Genomic DNA, 16,715 nt, shown 5'->3' on the forward strand with positions numbered 1-16,715 from the left:
GGCAGGGTCCACCAGACCGCAAAAAGGGCCAGCTTCGTGATCGAACCTTGGAAACCACTTCGTGCGTTTCGGTTTGGCCTGATCAGATCATCCCGGTCCCGCACCCCCGTGCCCCGTCACAGCAAATCTTTTCATGGCGTTTCTGACCTCATCCAGAGTCGCCTCCGCGACGACGTTGGCGCGTTCGTTGCCGTCTTTGAGGATGGTGCGGACTGTCCCTCGCGGCTTGGGTCGGCCGCGTTCGGCATTCCCTCCAAATCAGGCGTTCCGGCCGCGTGGAGAGCTGCCGGTAGACTAGATGTCGACATGACTGAGAATTATCCTGCGGCCGATGCGGCCGGCAACGACGAGATTTTTACCGACGCGGAACTCGAGGCAGCCCTCAAGGTGCTGGGCCAGGTGCACCGCCTGGACGCCGAAGACGAGCGCCACGTTGCCGTGCGCCGGGCCACGGGAAAGATGTTCAAGGCCGCCAAGCGCCACCGCAAGAACGAGAAGCGCTCGGCCATCAACGCGGCGGACCGCGCCGTCGTTGAACGCACGGCCACCGGTTCCCCGCAGCGCCTGGACGACGAAACACTGGGCCTTGACCTGAGTACGCCGACCGACGAGCACACCGCCGGCGAGTACATCAAGCCGCGCGGCTGCTACATCTGCAAGCAGCGCTACACCACGGTCGACGCCTTCCACCACTACCTGTGCCCCGAGTGTGCCGCCGCCGGACGCGAACGCCGCGACGCCCGCGCCGACCTGACCGGCAAGCGCGCCCTGCTCACCGGCGGGCGCGCCAAGATCGGCATGCACATCGCCCTGCGTCTGCTGCGCGACGGCGCCCATACCACCATCACCACGCGCTTCCCGCGCGATGCCGCCCGGCGCTTCGCCGCGCTAGAGGACTCCGCCGACTGGATCCACCGCCTGCGCATCGTCGGCATCGACCTGCGTGACCCCTCCCAGGTGATCTCGCTGGCCGACCGCGTCGCCGCCGAGGGCCCACTGGACATCCTGATCAACAATGCCGCGCAGACCGTGCGCCGCACCTCGAACTCCTACCTGCATCTGGTCGAGTCCGAGAACCAGCCACTGCCGGCCGAACTCGAGTTCGCCCAGGGCGGCCCCGAGGTCTGGGGCGAGGCAAATCCCCCGTCCGAGCACCCGCGCGCCCTGGCCAGCGCGTTCCGGCTGGAGGACTCGGCGCTGCTGGTCCCCGCCACCCCCACCACCTACGACGCGCAGGCGGTTGCCGAGCTCGCGATGACCGCCGGATCCGCCTCGCTGGAGCGCATTGCCGCAGGCACCGCGATCGACGCCGGCGGGCTGGTGCCCGATGTGGTCACCGAGAACTCCTGGACGCAGATCCTGGGCGACGTCGACGCGCTGGAAATGCTCGAGGTGCAGCTGTGCAACGTCACCGCACCCTTCCTGCTGGCCTCGCGCCTGCGCCCGGCCCTGGCAGCATCGGACGCGCACCGGAAGTACATCGTGAACGTCTCGGCCATGGAGGGACAGTTCTCCCGCCGCTACAAGGGCGCCGGGCACCCGCACACCAACATGGCCAAGGCCTCGCTGAACATGCTCACGCGCACCAGCGCCGAGGAAATGCTGCAGACCGACAGGATTCTGATGTCCGCGGTTGACACCGGATGGATCACCGATGAGCGCCCGCACGATTCCAAGGTCCGCATGGTCGCCGAGGGCTGGCACGCGCCGCTTGACCTGATCGACGGGGCGGCCCGGGTCTACCAGCCGATCGTCGACGGGGAACGCGGCATCGACCTCTACGGCTGCTTCCTGAAGGACTACGAACCCTCCCCCTGGTAGGAATGGCCGCGCACCCCTCGCACCCCACCCGCAAGGGCGGGCCGCGAGGGGTTTTGCGTCTGCCGGGGCCGGATCGCCGCCCGGCAGCGCCCGGACCGGATGGGCGAATCCGTCATCCGACATTGTCAAACGCTCGTTTCATGTTTGAATGGTCTGGTGGATCACATGCGCAGAACCCCGGGCCCGAACGAAAACCTCTCACGCGACGAGGCCGCCTGGCGCGCCGGCACCCTTCAGGTGCTTTCCTGCGAGGTCGATCTGGACCTCTCGGCGGCGCAGGACCCCTCGGTGACCGGGTACCGCTCGCTGACCACGCTGTGTTTCACGGCCCACGGCACCACCGGCACCTTCATCGACTTCATCCACGAATCCGTCCAATCGATCACGCTCAACGGGGCCCCGGTGGACCCCGCAGAAGCCGTCGCCGGCTCGCGCATCTATCTGCATGGCCTGGCCGCGGGAGATGGCGAGGTGAACACCGTCGTCATCGATGGACACGCGAAGTACTCGCGCAGCGGCGAGGGCCTGCACCGCTACGTCGACCCGGCCGACGGCAAGACCTATTGCTACACGCAATTCGAACCGGCCGACGCCCGCCGCGTCTACGCCAACTTCGAACAGCCAGACCTCAAGGCGCGGTTCACCTTCATCGTGCGCGCCCCGCATCACTGGCACGTGGCCTCCAACCAGTCCCCTGTCCGGGTTGACCAACACGGCGACGGAACCGCCACCACGCACTTCGCCCCCACCCTGCCGATTTCCACGTACATCACCACGGTGCTGGCCGGGCCCTACTTCGTGGCCACCGACATCTACAGCCGCACGCTGCCCGACGGCAGCGAACTGGCCATCCCGCTCAATGCCACCTGCCGCGCCTCGCTGGCCGGGCACTTCGACGCGGCGAACATCCTGGAGCTGACGAAGGCAGGGCTGGACTTCTTCCACGAGCTCTTCGACTACCCGTACCCGTGGGGCAAGTACGACTCAGCCTTCGTGCCCGAGTACAACCTCGGCGCCATGGAGAACCCCGGGCTGGTGACCTTCACCGAACACTACGTCTTCACCTCGCGCGCCACCGAGTCCCAGCACGAAGCCCGCGCGAACACCATCATGCACGAGATGGTGCACATGTGGTTCGGCGACCTGGTGACCATGGCATGGTGGGACGACTTGTGGCTCAAGGAGTCCTTCGCCGACTACATAGGCACCTTGGCCAACGCGCAGGCCACCGAATTCGACACCGCCTGGGTGGCCTTCGCCAACCGCCGCAAGGGCTGGGCCTACGTGGCGGACCAGCTGCCATCCACCCACCCCATCGTCGCGGACATCGCCGACCTGGAGGCCGCGAAGCAGAACTTCGACGGCATCACCTACGCCAAGGGCGCATCCGTGCTCAAGCAGCTCGCCGCCTTCGTGGGGGCCGATGCGTTCCGCGACGCCGCGCGCACCTACTTCCGCGCCCACGAATACTCCAACACCACCCTGGCCGACTTCCTTTCCGCGCTGGCCGCAGCTTCCGGACGGGACATGGGCGCCTGGTCCGACGCCTGGCTCAGGACCGCAGGGGTCCCGCGCCTGGGCATCGAGCTGGACGTCGTCGACTCGAAGATCACCGCCGCGACGCTCACGCAGTCGGGCACCGACCCGATCACCGGCACCCCGATCGCCCACCCGCACGTACTGGACGTCGGCCTGTTCCACGTCATCGACGGGGAGCTGGTCCGCACCGCGTCCCACCGGGTGGAGCTGGCCGGAAGCGGCGTCGGGCTCCCTTTCCTGGTGGGGGAAGCGCGCCCGGACCTGATCCTGCCCAACGACGGCGATGACACCTACGCGATGGTGGACTTCGATCCGGTCTCCCTGGCCACGCTGCGCAAGCACCTGGGCACGCTGTCCGATCCGCTGGCCCGCGCCAGCTGCTGGGCCGCACTGTGGAACATGGTGCGCGATGCGAAGCTGCCGGCCCCCGATTTCCTGGCCGCTGTGCGCTCCCACGCCGAATCGGTCACCGAGGTGGCGGTCTTCACGCAATTGCTGACCCAGGCCCGCACGGCCATCACCCATTACCTTCCCCCGGTGCTGCGCGATGCCGAGCGCGCGGCCCTGGCCGAGGCGATCACCGACTGGCTCGGCCGGGCGGAGCCGTGCAGCGACAAGCAGGTCGCCGCCGCCCGCGCACTGGCAGTGCTGGCCCGCGGCGGGGTCGCCGGGCCGCTGGTCGACGCGCTGCTGGCCGGCGAGCAGCCACATACGGGGCTGGAGCTGGACGAGGACCTGCGCTGGGCGCTGTGGCAGGCCAAGGCCGCCTCCGGCACGCTGGACGAGTCGGCGCTGGCCCGGCTCGAGGCCGACGCCGCCGCGCACCCCTCGGCCGTGGCCACGTCCGGCCGTCTGCTGGCCCTGGCTGCGCGTCCGGAGCCCGCCGTGAAGAAGGCGTCATTCACCGCGGTGCTCACCGGGCGCGACGCGGATGGCTCGGCACTGTCAAACGAGGCGGTCTCCGCCATCGCGGCCGGCTTCCAGCTGGGCTCCCGGGAGCTGCTCGACGGGTATTACTCGCAGTACTGGCCGGAGCTGGCGGGCATCTGGGAATCGATGAGCATCGGCATGGCCACCCGCGTGATTGCCGGGCTCTTCCCCGCCGCCCAGGACCTGGGGGAAGACGCGGTGCACCCGGTCATGGCACAGGTGGACGGCTGGCTCGCGGGAAATCCGGACGCCGCGGCGGCGCTGCGGCGCATCCTCCTGGAGGAACGCGACTACCTCGCCCGCGCCTTGGCAGCCCAGCGCCTGAGCGCCGGCTAGCCTCCCACACACCCCCTTGCCGTGCCACCGGGGCGGCAGGGAATGGCACCGGCGGCTACCGGATGCAGAACTCGTTGCCCTCGGGGTCGGCCAGCGTGTACCAGGCGAAGGGCCCCTGGCTGGCCTCGTGCAGGAACGTCGCCCCGCGGTCCAGCAACTTCTCGCGCGCCACGTGCCTGTCCCCCAGGTCAAGATCCAGGTGAATCCGGTTCTTCACGGTCTTGGGTTCGGCTACCAGCTGGAAGAGGATCCGCTGGCGCGGCACCTTGCCCAGCTGGTCCAGCGGGCAGATCCCTGCCCCGCTCCTCCAAACCAGCTCGCCGTCGAAGATCAGGGTTTCGTCCTCGCTGGCGTGGCCCTCGTCGATCATCTGCTGGATGAAGTCCGGGTCACTGGGCTCCACCGTCCATCCGAGCGTCTCCGCCCACCAGACGGCCTGCTTGTGCGGGTTCTCGCTGTCGATGGTGATTTGAATTGAGAGGTCCATGGGCACACGCTATTCCGCACGGGGTCCCGATTCAAGAGGCCTCCCCCCGCCGGCCATTGCCGCCAGATTTCCCCGAACGTATTCTGGGCCGTATGTCGCCGAAGCCGACCACGGCGGCACCGAGCACCGACTTGAAAGCGAGCGCATCATGTCACAGGTGAGGGTCCACAATTTCGGCCTGTCGATCGACGGCTACGGCGCCGGGCGCAACCAGGGATTGAAGGAACCGCTCGGGGTGGGCGGCGAGGAGCTGCACGAGTGGATCTTCGGCACCGCCTACTGGCACGAAAGGACGGGCGAATCCGGCGGCAGCACCGGGAAGGACGATGCCTGGCTGCGGGCCGGGGACGAGGGCATCGGCTCCACCGTCATGGGCAGGAACATGTTCGGCCCCATCCGCGGCCGCTGGGACGCGGACGACGACGCACGCTCGTGGCACGGCTGGTGGGGCGAGTCCCCGCCCTTCGGGCACGACGTCTTTGTGCTCACGCACCATGGGCGCGATCCCCTGCCGATGGCCGGCGGCACCACCTTCCACTTCGTCACCGACGGGATCCGTGCCGCAATCGAGGCCGCGCGGAAGGCCGCGAACGGCGGCGATGTGCGCATCGGAGGCGGCGTGCACACCGTGCGCGAGGCGGTGGCGGCGGGCCTGGTCGACCAGCTGCACCTGGCCATCGCACCGGTGTTGCTGGGCGCCGGGGAACAGCTCTTCACCGGGAACTGGGCAGCGGACGGCTATCGGCTGGTCGAATCCGAGCAGGGCGAGGGCGCCATGCACGTGCGCCTGCAGCATTCCTGAGGCACACCGAACGCCTGCTGTAGCCTTGTGCCCATGTACCTGGAAAACATCGTCTTCGACGCGGTGGATCCTCAGCGCCTCGGCACATTCTGGCAGGACCTGCTCGGCGCCGAGCTGCTCACCGACTCCCCGGAGGGGTTTGAGACCCGCCTTTCGATTCCCGGCGGGCCCGACCTGGACCTCTGCTTTCAACCAGTCCCCGACCCGCCTGCGGATCCCGTGCGCCTGCACCTGGATGTGCTCGGCGGCCCGGCACGGGACGCGGTGGTTGCACAGGCCCTGCGGCTCGGGGCCAGGCACCTGGACATCGGGCAGGGCAACGTCCCCTGGGTGGTGCTGGGCGACCCGGAAGGAAACGCCTTCTGCGTCATGGATGACCGGGCCGCGCACCGGGACACCGGTGCCATCGCCGCGATTCCGATCGATTCGGCCGACCCGGAACGGGACGCACGCTTCTGGGCGTGGCTCACGGGGTGGACCGACGCCGGTGCCGCGGCGCCGCGGACCCTGCGGCACCCCTCCCTGCGCGGACCGCTGTTGGAGTTCTGCGAGGAGCCCGCGCCCAAGTCGGAGATGAAGAACAGGATGCACCTGGACGTGAGGTTGGAGTCAGCCGACGATCCCGATGAGGTTGCAGCGGGGATCGGCGCACGCGGCGGGCGGGAATTGCGCCCGGACTGGGGAGACATTCCCTGGCGGGTCTACCAGGACCCCTCCGGCAACGAATTCTGCGTCCTTCCCGCACCATAGGCCGGCCGCACCCCCGGAAGGCGGCGGCCAAGGATGACGCCGCCCCACGGACCGGTTGGTGATCGGGGGCACACGTGGATTACGGTGGCCAGTAACCACGTTCTGCCGTCCCAAGGAGTCCCCATGAGTGTTTACGCAGTAACCAACCCGGCCACCGGCATTCTCGAAGCAACCTATCCCACGGCCGGCGACGCGGACATCCAGGCCGCGCTGGCACGCACCGATGCCGCCTTCGGCAGCTGGAACACCACACCGATCGCCACGCGAGCCGCCCTGCTGACCCGCGTCGCGGACATCTACGAGGAACGCCGCGACGAACTGGCCGCAATCATCACCCGCGAAATGGGCAAGCCGATCTTCCAGTCCGGCAAGGAAATCGACATCACCGTCTCGATCTACCGTTACTACGCGGCCAACGGCGAGAAGTTCCTGCAAGATGAGCAGCTGGAGGTCGCCTCCGGCGGCACCGCGGTGATCCGCAAGGAGGGCGTGGGCGTGCTGCTGGGCATCATGCCGTGGAACTTCCCCTACTACCAGGTCGCCCGCTTCGCCGCTCCCAACCTGATGAACGGCAACACGATCCTGCTCAAGCACGCCCCGCAGTGCCCGGAATCCGCGCTGGCCATGGAGCAGATCTTCACCGACGCCGGTGCCCCGATTGGTGCCTACGTGAACATCTTCGCCACCAACGAACAGGTCGCCGAGATCATCGCCGATCCCCGCGTCCAGGGCGTCTCGCTCACCGGCTCAGAGCGCGCAGGCTCCGCGGTCGCGGAAATCGCCGGCCGCAACCTGAAGAAGGTCGTGCTGGAGCTCGGCGGCTCGGACCCCTTCCTGGTGCTGGAGGACGCCAACGTGAAGCGCGCGGCCAAGCAGGCCATGATGGGCCGCTTCGGCAACACCGGACAGGCCTGCAACGCCGCCAAGCGCATCATCGTCGACGAACTGGTCTACGACGAGTTCGTCGATTCCTTCATCGGCGCCGTGAGCGGCATCAAGGTCGGGGACCCGGGACACCCGGAGACCTTCATGGGCCCGCTGTCCTCGGCCGCTGCCCGGGAAGGTCTTGCCGCCCAGGTGCAGGACGCCATCGACAAGGGTGCCACGGTCCTGGCCGGCGGATCCGTTGTGGAGGGTGCCGGATCGTTCTTCGCACCGACGGTGCTGGCCGATGTCACACCGCAGATGCGCGCCTACACCGAGGAGCTCTTCGGCCCCGTGGCAGTGCTCTACAAGGTCTCCGGCGACGAGGAAGCGGTGGCACTGGCCAACAGCTCGGCCTATGGGCTGGGCGCCTCCATCCAGACCGAGGACATGGACCGGGCGCATGGCATCGCCAGGCAGCTGGAGGTCGGCATGGTCTCGATCAACCAGACCAGCGGGTCGGCCGCCGAACTTCCCTTCGGCGGGGTCAAGCGCTCGGGCGTGGGCCGCGAACTGGGCAAGTACGGCATGGAGGAGTTCGTGAACCGCAAACTGGTCACCTTCCGCGGCTAGCGGGAACGTCCAGTAGGGGGGGGGGCGGCGTGTACGCGGCGGCCCCCGGGTCACCGCCCCGGGCGGGTTGCGTTTCGGACGGCGGGCGATCCGGCATTCCGGGGGCCCGCCGCGCGCCGGTTAGAATTGATGGTGGAAGTACCGGGCACAAGCTGGCCCGGCGTCGAAACACCGGCAGGAAAGCGCAACCATGAACCCCGAACGCATGAACGTTGAGTCCTTCAACCTCGACCACCGCACGGTCGCCGCACCCTACGTGCGTGTCGCCGACCGCAAGGTGCTCCCGCAGGGAGATGTCATTACCAAGTATGACGTGCGCTTCACCCAGCCGAACGTTGCCCACCTGGAGATGAAGGCGATCCACTCCCTGGAGCACCTCTTCGCCGAAAAATCGCGCAACCACTCGGAGTCCGTCATCGACTTCTCCCCCATGGGCTGCCAGACCGGCTACTACCTCATCATGCAGGGCGAACCCGATGTCGGGTCCGTGGCCAACCTCATCGAGGCCACCCTCACCGACGTGCTGCAGGCCACCGAGGTCCCTGCCGCCAACGAAATCCAGTGCGGCTGGGGCGAAAACCACTCGCTCGCCGACGCGCAGGACGCCGCCCGTGCGTTCCTGGCGCAGCGCGCCGCCTGGGAACAGGTCACCGCGTGAGCGCCATCGACGTCGTGGTCATCGCCGCCATGGAGGAGGAGACCCTCCCGTTCCTGACGCGCGCCACCTCCGTGGGCGAACCTGTCCGCGTCGGCAACTCGATCCAGCGCACCGGAACCCTTGAGGGACTGAACGCACTCTTCGTCCAGGGCGGCATCGGCCTGGTCAACGCCGGAAGCGCCGCCACCGCGGCACTGCTGCGGGCAAACCGGGAAGCCCCCGCCGCCCCCGCGCCCTTGGTCATCAGCGCCGGCAGTGCCGGCGGACTGGGCGAATCGGTGCGGGTGGGAGACGTTGTCATCGGTTCGGTGAACATCAATGCCGATGCCGATGCGCGCGCCTTCGGCTACGAGCTCGGGCAGGTCCCGGGCATGCCCGCTTCCTACCCGGCGCCGCGATTCCTCCTCGACGCGAGCAACATCGGGAGCCCGGGTCACGGAATCGTGGCCACCGTGCATCACGGGCTGGTCGTGTCCAGCTACTCGTTCGTCGGGCACGAACGTTCGGCCGTCATCAAGGAGCAGTTCGACGGTGCCCTGGCCACCGACATGGAATCCTCGGCGATTGCGCAGACCTGCGCCTCCTTCGGGGCCCCGTTCCTGGCCATCCGCGGGATCTCGGACCTCTGCGGTCCGGCCTCCGATGAGGACTTCCTGGATCACGTCGATGACGCCGCCGAGCGCTCTGCCGAGATCACGGCCGCGTTCCTGAGGTCCTGGCAGGACTCCGGGACCCCGCGCAGGGAAACCGAGTTGGCGCTGGCCTGACACCGGGGATCCTGCCCACAAGGACGGTACGGGACCCCCGTCGAACGGGGTTCCCGTACCGCACCATGGCTACGGGACGCGCGCAGTCCATTGCTCGGTGGAGAACTTCGATTCCGCCAGATCGCGTGCGGCCTGCCGCGTCGCGGCGTCCAACCGCCCCGGGGTGGCGGAATACCGGCGGGCGAAGGTGCCTGCCATCGTCGAAATGATTTCGGACCGCGACAGCTTTGCCTGGGTCTTCAGCGGGTCCACGCGCTTGGCCGCGGAGGTGATGCCCTTGTCGGAGATCTTCTCCCGGCCGATGCGCAGCACCTGCAGCATCTTGTCCGCGTCGATGTCATAGCTCATGGTCACGTGGTGCAGCACCACGCCTCCGGCCAGTCGTTTTTGCGCTGCCCCGCCGATCTTCCCGTCATCGGTGGCAATGTCGTTCAGCGGCTTGTAGTGCGCCTTCACGCCGACCGACGCCAGCGCCTCCATGACCCAGGCGTCCAGGAACGGGTAGGAATCGGCGAAGCTCATGCCGTCCACCAGCGAGGAGGGCAGGTAAAGCGAGTAGGTGATGCAGTTTCCCGCCTCCATGAACATCGCCCCGCCGCCGCTGATCCGCCGGACCACCTTGATGCCGTGCTCCGCCGCCGCCTGCGCGTCGACCTCGTTGCGCACCGACTGGAAGGAACCGATCACCACGGCCGAATCGTCCCAGTCCCAGAAGCGCAGCGTCGGGCCGCGCGTGCCGGCGGCGACCTGGCGGGCCAGCACCTCGTCGAGGGCCACGTTCTCGATGATCGGCATGGTGTCCGGGCCCAGCACCTCCCATTTGTGGTCGGACCAGGTGGTGGCGTGACCCAGGGCACGGCGCACCGTGCGGGCCACGGCGTCGGCGTCGAAGCCGAACATCACCGCGCCCTCGCGCAGGCCCGCGGTGACGGCGTCACGCACCGCCGAGTGCTCAACGGCCGCCGGCAGGCCCACCAGCGCCTGGTTCAGGTCGAAGAGGGCCTCGTCGGGCTCCAGGAAGAAGTCCCCGTTCAGGGAGGCTGCTGCTATCGTCCCGTCCTGCACCAGCAGGTCGACGACAACCAACTTGCCGCCGACAACCTTGTATTCACCGTGATGTGTGTAGCCGTGAGTCATGGAATCAATCCTATCCACCTTGCCGTGGCGGGGGTTAAACAGCAACGGGACCCCCCGAAGTGGAGGATCCCGTGTGCAGGCGTGAAGGCGGAATTACTTCTTGCCGCCGAAGCCCTTGAAGCGGGCGTTGAAGCGCTCGACGCGTCCGGCCGAGTCCATGATGCGCTGCTTGCCCGTGTAGAACGGGTGCGAGGCAGCGGAGATTTCGACGTCGATGACCGGGTAGGTGTTGCCGTCTTCCCACTCGATGGTCTTGTTGCTCTTGGCCGTCGAACGGGTCAGGAACTTCTCGCCCGAGGCGAGGTCGTTGAACACCATGGTGTTGTACTGCGGGTGAATATCAGCCTTCATGCTAAAACCTTTGCTCACGTCACTGGATTTTGCCAGCAACCAAATGTGCCAAACCGGCCCGTGGGATCACGAAGCCGACGTTCCAGTGTAGCCGAACGGGACAAGGATTTTCCAATTCAGCCGCCGGTTCGCCTAGCGAGCGCGCAATTCCCAGAAGGCCACCGCGCAGGCCGCCGCAACGTTCAGCGAATCGACGCCCGGGCGCATGGGAATCATGACATGGAGGTCGGCCTGCTGCAGCACCGCGTCGCTGACCCCGGCGCCCTCGGTGCCCAGCACCAGCGCCAATTTCTCGCGGCCGGTGGCGGCCACCTCATCGATGCCCCGGGCGCGGGCGGTCAGTTCCATGGCGGCGATCTCGAATCCAGCGGCGGCCACGGCCTGCAGCCCATCCGGCCAGGCATCCAGCCGAACCCACGGCACCTGGAACACTGCGCCCATGGACACCCGGATGGAGCGCCGGTAGAGCGGGTCGGCGCAGCGCGGGGTGATCAGCACGGCGTCGATGCCCAGCGCTGCGGCGGAGCGGAAGATGGCGCCGAGATTGGTGTGGTCGACGATGTCCTCGAGGATCGCGACCCGGCTGGCCCCTGAGAGTACCTTCTCCAGTTCCAGCGGTTCGGGTCGGTCCATGGCGGCCAGCGCTCCGCGGTGCAGGTGGAAGCCGGTGATGGATTCGAGCACCGCGTCGGATCCCACGAAGATCGGCACCCCGGGGTGCTCCGCAAGCACGTCGCGAAGTGAATCAATCCACTTCGGTGCCATGAAGAAGGAACGGGGGCGGTGCCCGGCCGCCAGCGCCCGGCGCAGGACCTTGGAGCTTTCGGCGATGTAGCGGCCGTTGGCAGGATCGGCGACCTGGCGCAAGGCGGCGTCCGAGAGCCCCGCGTAGTCCTGGACCCGCGGGTCCGCACCCGAGTGCAGGAAGACCAGCCGCCGGGCAATGTCCCCGCCGGCTGCCTCGCGCACCGCTTCCTCGAACCCGGCCTGCGCGCCGGCGGCTTGGTGGTTGGCTTGCATCAGGGGCCCACGATGAGCTTGGCGACCATGTTGGCCAGCGCCACCAGTCCCAGGACCACGATGACCAGGCGCAGCCAGCCCGGGGAGAGTTTGCGCCCGACCTTCGCGCCGATGAATCCGCCGATAAGCGAGCCCACGGCGATCAGCAGCACCACCGGCCAGTGGATGCGTTCGGGGGCGAAGACCAGGTAGGAGACCGCGGCCACCAGGTTGACCACCAGCGACAGGATCACCTTGATGGCGTTGGACTGCTGCAGGGAGGCGTGCAGGAAGATCCCGAAGACCGCCATCAGCAAGATGCCCTGGGCGGCGGTGAAATAGCCGCCGTAGATGCCGATGAGGAACACCAGGATGTAGAGGGTGGGTCCGATACGGGTCCTGTCGGCCTCGTCCGGATTGACCCCGACGCTGGCCGCCTGGCGCCCCTTCGCCCAGGCGGAAAGCCGCGGCTGGAAGATCACCAGCAGCAGCGCCAGCACGATCAGCACCGGGGCCACGTAGCCGAAGACCGTGTCGGGCAGGTGCAGCAGCAGCCAGGCGCCGATGAGCCCTCCGACCAGCGACACCGGCACCAGCTTGAGCATCGTCCGCCAGACCGTGGCGGCCTCCCGCCGATAGCCCCAGGCGCCGGAGAATCCACCGGCGACCAGTCCCATGGCGTTGGAGACCACCGCGTTGACCGGCGCGAATCCGAGGGCCACGAGAACCGGGAAGGTCACCAGGCTGCCGGATCCGACGATGGTGTTGATGGTTCCGGCCCAGAGGCCCGCGAAGAAAATGATGATGTCGCGCCACAAGTCCACGCCGGAAACCGCTCCCTTGTTGATGATTCGTTGCTGTCCACCAGGGCCCGAATGGCCGCGGCGGCGGTGCTGCCGCGGGCTCGGGCTAGTGCTTGGCGACGGCGCTGTAGCGCCCGCGCTCGGCCCGCAGGCTCAGCGGCGTGTTGAACGTCTCCGAGAGGTTTTCCTCGGTCAGCGTTTCGGTGATGGGACCGGCGGAGACCACGCGGCCATCGCGCAGCAGCAGCGCGTGGGTGAAGCCCGGGGGGACTTCCTCGAGGTGGTGGGTGACCAGCACCATCGCCGGTGCATCCTCGTCGCTGGCCAGTTCGGTCAGGCGTGCCACCAGGTCCTCACGGCCGGCCAGGTCAAGGCCGGCACCCGGTTCGTCCAGCAGCAGCAGCTCGGGATCGGTCATCAGCGCCCGGGCAATCTGCACGCGCTTGCGCTCCCCCTCGGAGAGCGTAGCGAACGGCCGGTTGATCATGGTGGACATGCCCCAGTCGTGCAGCAGGGAGAAAGCACGGCGCTCATCCAGCTTCTCGTAGTCCTCGCGCCAGCGTCCGGTCATTCCATACGATGCCGTCAGCACCACATTGAGCACGTTCTCGTGCTCGGGGATGTGGTTGGCCAGGGCCGCGGAGGACAGGCCGATGCGCGGGCGCAGCTCGAAGACGTCGACGGCGCCGAGTACCTCGCCCAGCACTCCCGCCACACCGCGGGTGGGGTGCATCCGGGCACCGGCGATCTGCAGCAACGTGGTCTTGCCGGCTCCATTGGGTCCAAGAACCACCCAACGCTCGCCCTCCTTTACGTGCCAGTTGATGTCAGTCAGTAAGTCTTTGCGTCCGCGTACCACGGAGACGTCGGCGAGGCCCAGCACTTCATTCATGGATAAAACACTAGGCCAGTGACCCGTCTTTGACCCAACCGAAGGTGCCCGACATGCCGCTGGCAGGCCCCGGGCACGTCGCTGCCCCCGTTCCCGCTCGGCGTCCCGGGGCCCTAATGGGACAGTGATGTCGGACAAGATCCCGCGCAACAAAGCGTGCGGCGTTTTGGGCGGGCGCGTGTGGCCGCGGGAGAATAGGCGAATGCAATCCACCGCCTTCATCGTCTTCCATTCAGCCGCCACGCCGTGTGCCGAACCCGCCGGCCTGCGCCGCACCCTGGCCGCCGCCGGCCACGAGGTGATCAAGGAGCAGTCCTTCGAGCGGGCCGGTCGCAACGGTGCGCGATGGGAGGTCACCGGGACGGTGCGCCAGCTTCGTGCCCTGGTGAACCCGCTGGACAACCTGCTGGCCCGCTCGGAGGATCCCGAGCTGCGCACGTCCGCCATTGCCGTGGTGCCGGCCGCAATTGTGCGTGCGAAAAAGTTGCTGCTGGTCATGGACGTGGACTCGACCCTGATCAAGCAAGAGGTAATCGAGTTGTTGGCCGCCCACGCCGGACGAGAGGCCGAAGTCGCGGCCGTCACCGAGGCTGCAATGCGCGGCGAACTGGACTTCGCCGCCTCGCTCCATGCCCGGGTGGCCACCCTGGCAGGGCTCGATGCCGAGGTGATCGATGCGGTGCGCGGACGCCTGGAGCTCAGTGACGGTGCGGCCGAACTCATCGCCTCCTTCAAGGCGGCTGGCCACCACGTGGCGGTGGTTTCCGGCGGCTTCGCCCAGATCCTGGATCCGCTGGCGGCCGAACTGGGCCTGGACTTTGCCCGCGCCAATGACCTGGTCATCGTCGACGGGAAGCTCACCGGCATGGTCAACGGGCAGGTGGTGGACCGCGCGTACAAGGAAGTCATGTTGCGCACCTGGGCCCGCGAACTCGGGGTCGACATGGAGCACACCATCGCGGCCGGGGACGGCGCCAACGACCTGGACATGGTCGGCGCCGCAGGGCTCGGCGTCGCGTTCAACGCCAAGCCTCTGTTGCGTGAAGCCGCGGATGCCAGGATCGACCTGCCGCGGCTGGACATCATCGCCGACTTGGTGGGGATCTTATAACGATTTTCCCTAATCACCCGTTATTTAGTCCTTCGTTTGGATGCCACCGGTAGAATGGCAGGTGGTGGCGAAGCCCTGTTACAGGGACGCCTCAACCCCCAACACGGTTCGCGGCCGTGCCCCCGATGGAAGAGAACGATTCGTTTTGCACAGTGAAAACATGGGACGCAAAAAGCGCGGCCCCGAACGCAAGTCACACCGTGGTTGGCTCATTGGCGGGGCATGCGTCGTACTTGCCGGCGGACTGTACACAGGGGCTGCGGCATACGCAGGCTCGCAGATTCCGGCGAACACCACCGTCCACGGGGTGAACGTCGGCTCCCTTTCCCCGGAAGCGGCACGCCAGATCCTGGCGGAGAAGCTCACCCCTGCCACCGCGCAGGAAATCCCGGTGCAGGTCAACGGCCGTGAGGAGTCCCTCGACCCGGCCGCCGCCGGTCTCTCGATTGATCTCGAGGGCACCGTGGACGAACTCGTCGGCTTCGACTTGAACCCAGCCACCCTGCTCGAGCGCTTCACCGGCGAATTGCAGATCGAACCAGCCAGCAACGTCGACGAGGCCAAGCTTCGCGCCGAGCTCGATTCCTTGGCCGCCAAGGTCGCAACCAAGACCGCCGAAGGCAAGCTGGCTTTCGACGGCGCAAAGCCCGTGCTGACCAAGCCGGTCACCGGCGTCGTGCTGAACGTGGAAGATTCCGTGGGCGTCGTCTCCGAATCCTGGTTCGACCCGGCGGAGCCGCTGGAACTGCCCGCCGCGCTGAGTGAGCCCAAGACCTCTGCCAAGACGCTGGAGACAGCGCTGGAGGAGACGGCGAAGCCGCTGGTGGCCGGGCCGATCAAGCTCACCGATGGGAAGTCCACCGCCTCGCTGACCCCCGAGCAATTAGGCGACGCCGCCTCGTTCAAGATCTCCGGCGATGCCGTGACCATGTCCTTGGACACCGAGAAACTGGTTGCCGCTGCCGCGAAGGGGGCCGACGGATTCAAGTCCACGGCCAAGGACGCCAGGATTGTGCTCTCCGGCGGGGCGCCGAAGGTCATCCCGTCCCAGAACGGCACCACCATCGACTCGAAGAACTTGGACCAGCTGGTCCTGGCTGCCTCCAAGGCCAAGAACCGCACCGCGAAGGTCTCCTTGACCACCACGGTCCCGGAGTTGACCACCGCGGAGGCGAAAAAGCTGGGCGTGAAGGAAGCCATCGTGAACTTCTCCACGCCGTACCCGGCTTCAGACACCGTACGCACCAAGAACCTCTATGCCGGTTCCAAGCGGCTTAACGGCGTGCTGGTCATGCCCGGGGAAACCTTCTCGCTGGAGAAGGCGCTGGGCCCGATCACCACGGCCAATGGCTACTTCGGTTCCGGCGTGGTCGTCAACGGTTTCGCCACCGAGGCCGTGGGCGGCGGACTCTCGCAGATCTCCACGCAGATGTACAACGCCGGGTTCCTGGCCGGGTACGACGACATTACGCACAAGCCGCACAGCCGCTGGTTTGAACGCTACCCGGCCGGACGCGAGGCCACCCTCTGGGAGGGCCAAGTCGACATGGCATGGAAGAACAACACCCCCTACGGCGTGATGATCGAGGCGTGGGTCGGCGGCGGGAAGGTCAACACGCGACTGTGGAGCACCGATTACTGGAAGGTGGGCAGCAAGTCCTCGGCCAAGTACAACTTGACCAACCCGGGGACCGAGTACAATCCTGCCGCCAACTGCAAGCCCGAACGCGGCGGCAAGAAGGGCTTCTCCATCAACGTCACGCGCACGCGCACCGCACCGGACAAGGTGCTCCCGGCGGAGACCAAGTCCTGGACCTATCAGCCCTGGAATAAGG

General features: G+C 67.4%; 15 protein-coding genes. 9 read left to right on the plus strand and 6 right to left on the minus strand.

Annotation, left to right across the window (positions count from 1 at the left end; genetic code table 11):
* The first annotated feature begins 306 nt into the window (after positions 1-306).
* Together ACIPUB_RS10455 and pepN are read left to right on the plus strand one after the other, a co-directional pair.
* Positions 307-1,821, plus strand: a complete 1,515-nt coding sequence (locus ACIPUB_RS10455) for an SDR family NAD(P)-dependent oxidoreductase (protein WP_407607312.1) — start codon at positions 307-309, stop codon at positions 1,819-1,821.
* Positions 1,822-1,986: 165 nt separating this feature from the next.
* Entirely contained in the window at positions 1,987-4,626 is a 2,640-nt protein-coding gene (gene pepN, locus ACIPUB_RS10460; protein WP_407607313.1) for an aminopeptidase N, read from the plus strand.
* Positions 4,627-4,681: 55 nt separating this feature from the next.
* Here the strand turns inward: pepN and ACIPUB_RS10465 are convergent, their stop codons facing one another.
* Positions 4,682-5,113, minus strand: a complete 432-nt coding sequence (locus ACIPUB_RS10465; protein WP_407607314.1) for a VOC family protein — start codon at positions 5,111-5,113, stop codon at positions 4,682-4,684.
* 148 nt (positions 5,114-5,261) lie between these two features.
* Here ACIPUB_RS10465 and ACIPUB_RS10470 point away from each other — a divergent pair, with 148 nt between their 5' ends.
* From ACIPUB_RS10470 to mtnN, 5 genes are all read left to right on the plus strand, one after another.
* Complete coding sequence (locus ACIPUB_RS10470) at positions 5,262-5,915, plus strand: dihydrofolate reductase family protein (protein ID WP_407607315.1); 654 nt, start codon at positions 5,262-5,264, stop codon at positions 5,913-5,915.
* A gap of 33 nt (positions 5,916-5,948) precedes the next feature.
* The gene (locus tag ACIPUB_RS10475; protein ID WP_407607316.1) at positions 5,949-6,665 is read left to right on the plus strand and encodes a VOC family protein; all 717 of its coding nucleotides are present in this window, start codon (positions 5,949-5,951) and stop codon (positions 6,663-6,665) included.
* Positions 6,666-6,788: 123 nt separating this feature from the next.
* A complete protein-coding gene (locus ACIPUB_RS10480; protein WP_407607317.1) occupies positions 6,789-8,162 on the plus strand; it encodes an NAD-dependent succinate-semialdehyde dehydrogenase in 1,374 nt (457 codons plus the stop codon).
* 190 nt (positions 8,163-8,352) lie between these two features.
* Positions 8,353-8,820 carry an S-ribosylhomocysteine lyase gene (locus ACIPUB_RS10485; protein WP_407607318.1) on the plus strand — a complete coding sequence of 156 codons (468 nt, stop codon included), beginning with the start codon at positions 8,353-8,355 and terminating at the stop codon, positions 8,818-8,820.
* A complete protein-coding gene (gene mtnN, locus ACIPUB_RS10490; protein ID WP_407607319.1) occupies positions 8,817-9,587 on the plus strand; it encodes a 5'-methylthioadenosine/S-adenosylhomocysteine nucleosidase in 771 nt (256 codons plus the stop codon). Before ACIPUB_RS10485 ends, mtnN begins: the two co-directional genes overlap by 4 nt.
* A 69-nt stretch (positions 9,588-9,656) precedes the next feature.
* On the opposite strand, the gene ACIPUB_RS10495 is transcribed toward mtnN, so the two are convergent.
* From ACIPUB_RS10495 to ACIPUB_RS10515, 5 genes are all read right to left on the minus strand, one after another.
* Positions 9,657-10,724, minus strand: coding sequence for a biotin/lipoate A/B protein ligase family protein (locus tag ACIPUB_RS10495; protein WP_407607320.1), 1,068 nt, complete (start codon positions 10,722-10,724; stop codon positions 9,657-9,659).
* A 93-nt stretch (positions 10,725-10,817) separates the two neighbouring features.
* Positions 10,818-11,075, minus strand: coding sequence for a type B 50S ribosomal protein L31 (locus ACIPUB_RS10500; protein WP_407607321.1), 258 nt, complete (start codon positions 11,073-11,075; stop codon positions 10,818-10,820).
* A 132-nt stretch (positions 11,076-11,207) separates the two neighbouring features.
* Entirely contained in the window at positions 11,208-12,095 is an 888-nt protein-coding gene (locus tag ACIPUB_RS10505; RefSeq protein ID WP_407607322.1) for a TrmH family RNA methyltransferase, read from the minus strand.
* Positions 12,095-12,898: a sulfite exporter TauE/SafE family protein gene (locus tag ACIPUB_RS10510; protein WP_264271243.1), complete on the minus strand. Its 804-nt coding sequence runs from the start codon at positions 12,896-12,898 to the stop codon at positions 12,095-12,097. Before ACIPUB_RS10510 ends, ACIPUB_RS10505 begins: the two co-directional genes overlap by 1 nt.
* A gap of 85 nt (positions 12,899-12,983) precedes the next feature.
* On the minus strand, positions 12,984-13,769 hold the full coding sequence (locus tag ACIPUB_RS10515) for an ABC transporter ATP-binding protein (RefSeq protein WP_407607323.1): 786 nt from the start codon (positions 13,767-13,769) through the stop codon (positions 12,984-12,986).
* Positions 13,770-13,971: 202 nt separating this feature from the next.
* On the opposite strand from ACIPUB_RS10515, the gene serB reads away from it, so the two are divergent.
* The gene (gene serB, locus ACIPUB_RS10520) at positions 13,972-14,880 is read left to right on the plus strand and encodes a phosphoserine phosphatase SerB (protein WP_407607324.1); all 909 of its coding nucleotides are present in this window, start codon (positions 13,972-13,974) and stop codon (positions 14,878-14,880) included.
* Positions 14,881-15,040: 160 nt separating this feature from the next.
* Positions 15,041-16,715: VanW family protein (locus ACIPUB_RS10525; protein WP_407607325.1), on the plus strand; the 1,675-nt coding region annotated here is incomplete at its 3' end.

The sequence above is a fragment of the Paeniglutamicibacter sp. ORCA_105 genome, assembly GCF_045798545.1.
Taxonomy (GTDB): Bacteria; Actinomycetota; Actinomycetes; order Actinomycetales; family Micrococcaceae; genus Paeniglutamicibacter; species Paeniglutamicibacter sulfureus.

Bases quoted from the DNA above. Each gene is read 5' to 3' on its own strand.
- ACIPUB_RS10455 (WP_407607312.1), top strand. From the start codon at position 307: ATGACTGAGAATTATCCTGCGGCCGATGCGGCCGGCAACGACGAGATT.
- pepN (WP_407607313.1), top strand. From the start codon at position 1,987: ATGCGCAGAACCCCGGGCCCGAACGAAAACCTCTCACGCGACGAGGCC.
- ACIPUB_RS10465 (WP_407607314.1), bottom strand. From the start codon at position 5,113: ATGGACCTCTCAATTCAAATCACCATCGACAGCGAGAACCCGCACAAG.
- ACIPUB_RS10470 (WP_407607315.1), top strand. From the start codon at position 5,262: ATGTCACAGGTGAGGGTCCACAATTTCGGCCTGTCGATCGACGGCTAC.
- ACIPUB_RS10475 (WP_407607316.1), top strand. From the start codon at position 5,949: ATGTACCTGGAAAACATCGTCTTCGACGCGGTGGATCCTCAGCGCCTC.
- ACIPUB_RS10480 (WP_407607317.1), top strand. From the start codon at position 6,789: ATGAGTGTTTACGCAGTAACCAACCCGGCCACCGGCATTCTCGAAGCA.
- ACIPUB_RS10485 (WP_407607318.1), top strand. From the start codon at position 8,353: ATGAACCCCGAACGCATGAACGTTGAGTCCTTCAACCTCGACCACCGC.
- ACIPUB_RS10495 (WP_407607320.1), bottom strand. From the start codon at position 10,724: ATGACTCACGGCTACACACATCACGGTGAATACAAGGTTGTCGGCGGC.
- ACIPUB_RS10500 (WP_407607321.1), bottom strand. From the start codon at position 11,075: ATGAAGGCTGATATTCACCCGCAGTACAACACCATGGTGTTCAACGAC.
- ACIPUB_RS10505 (WP_407607322.1), bottom strand. From the start codon at position 12,095: ATGCAAGCCAACCACCAAGCCGCCGGCGCGCAGGCCGGGTTCGAGGAA.
- ACIPUB_RS10515 (WP_407607323.1), bottom strand. From the start codon at position 13,769: ATGAATGAAGTGCTGGGCCTCGCCGACGTCTCCGTGGTACGCGGACGC.
- serB (WP_407607324.1), top strand. From the start codon at position 13,972: ATGCAATCCACCGCCTTCATCGTCTTCCATTCAGCCGCCACGCCGTGT.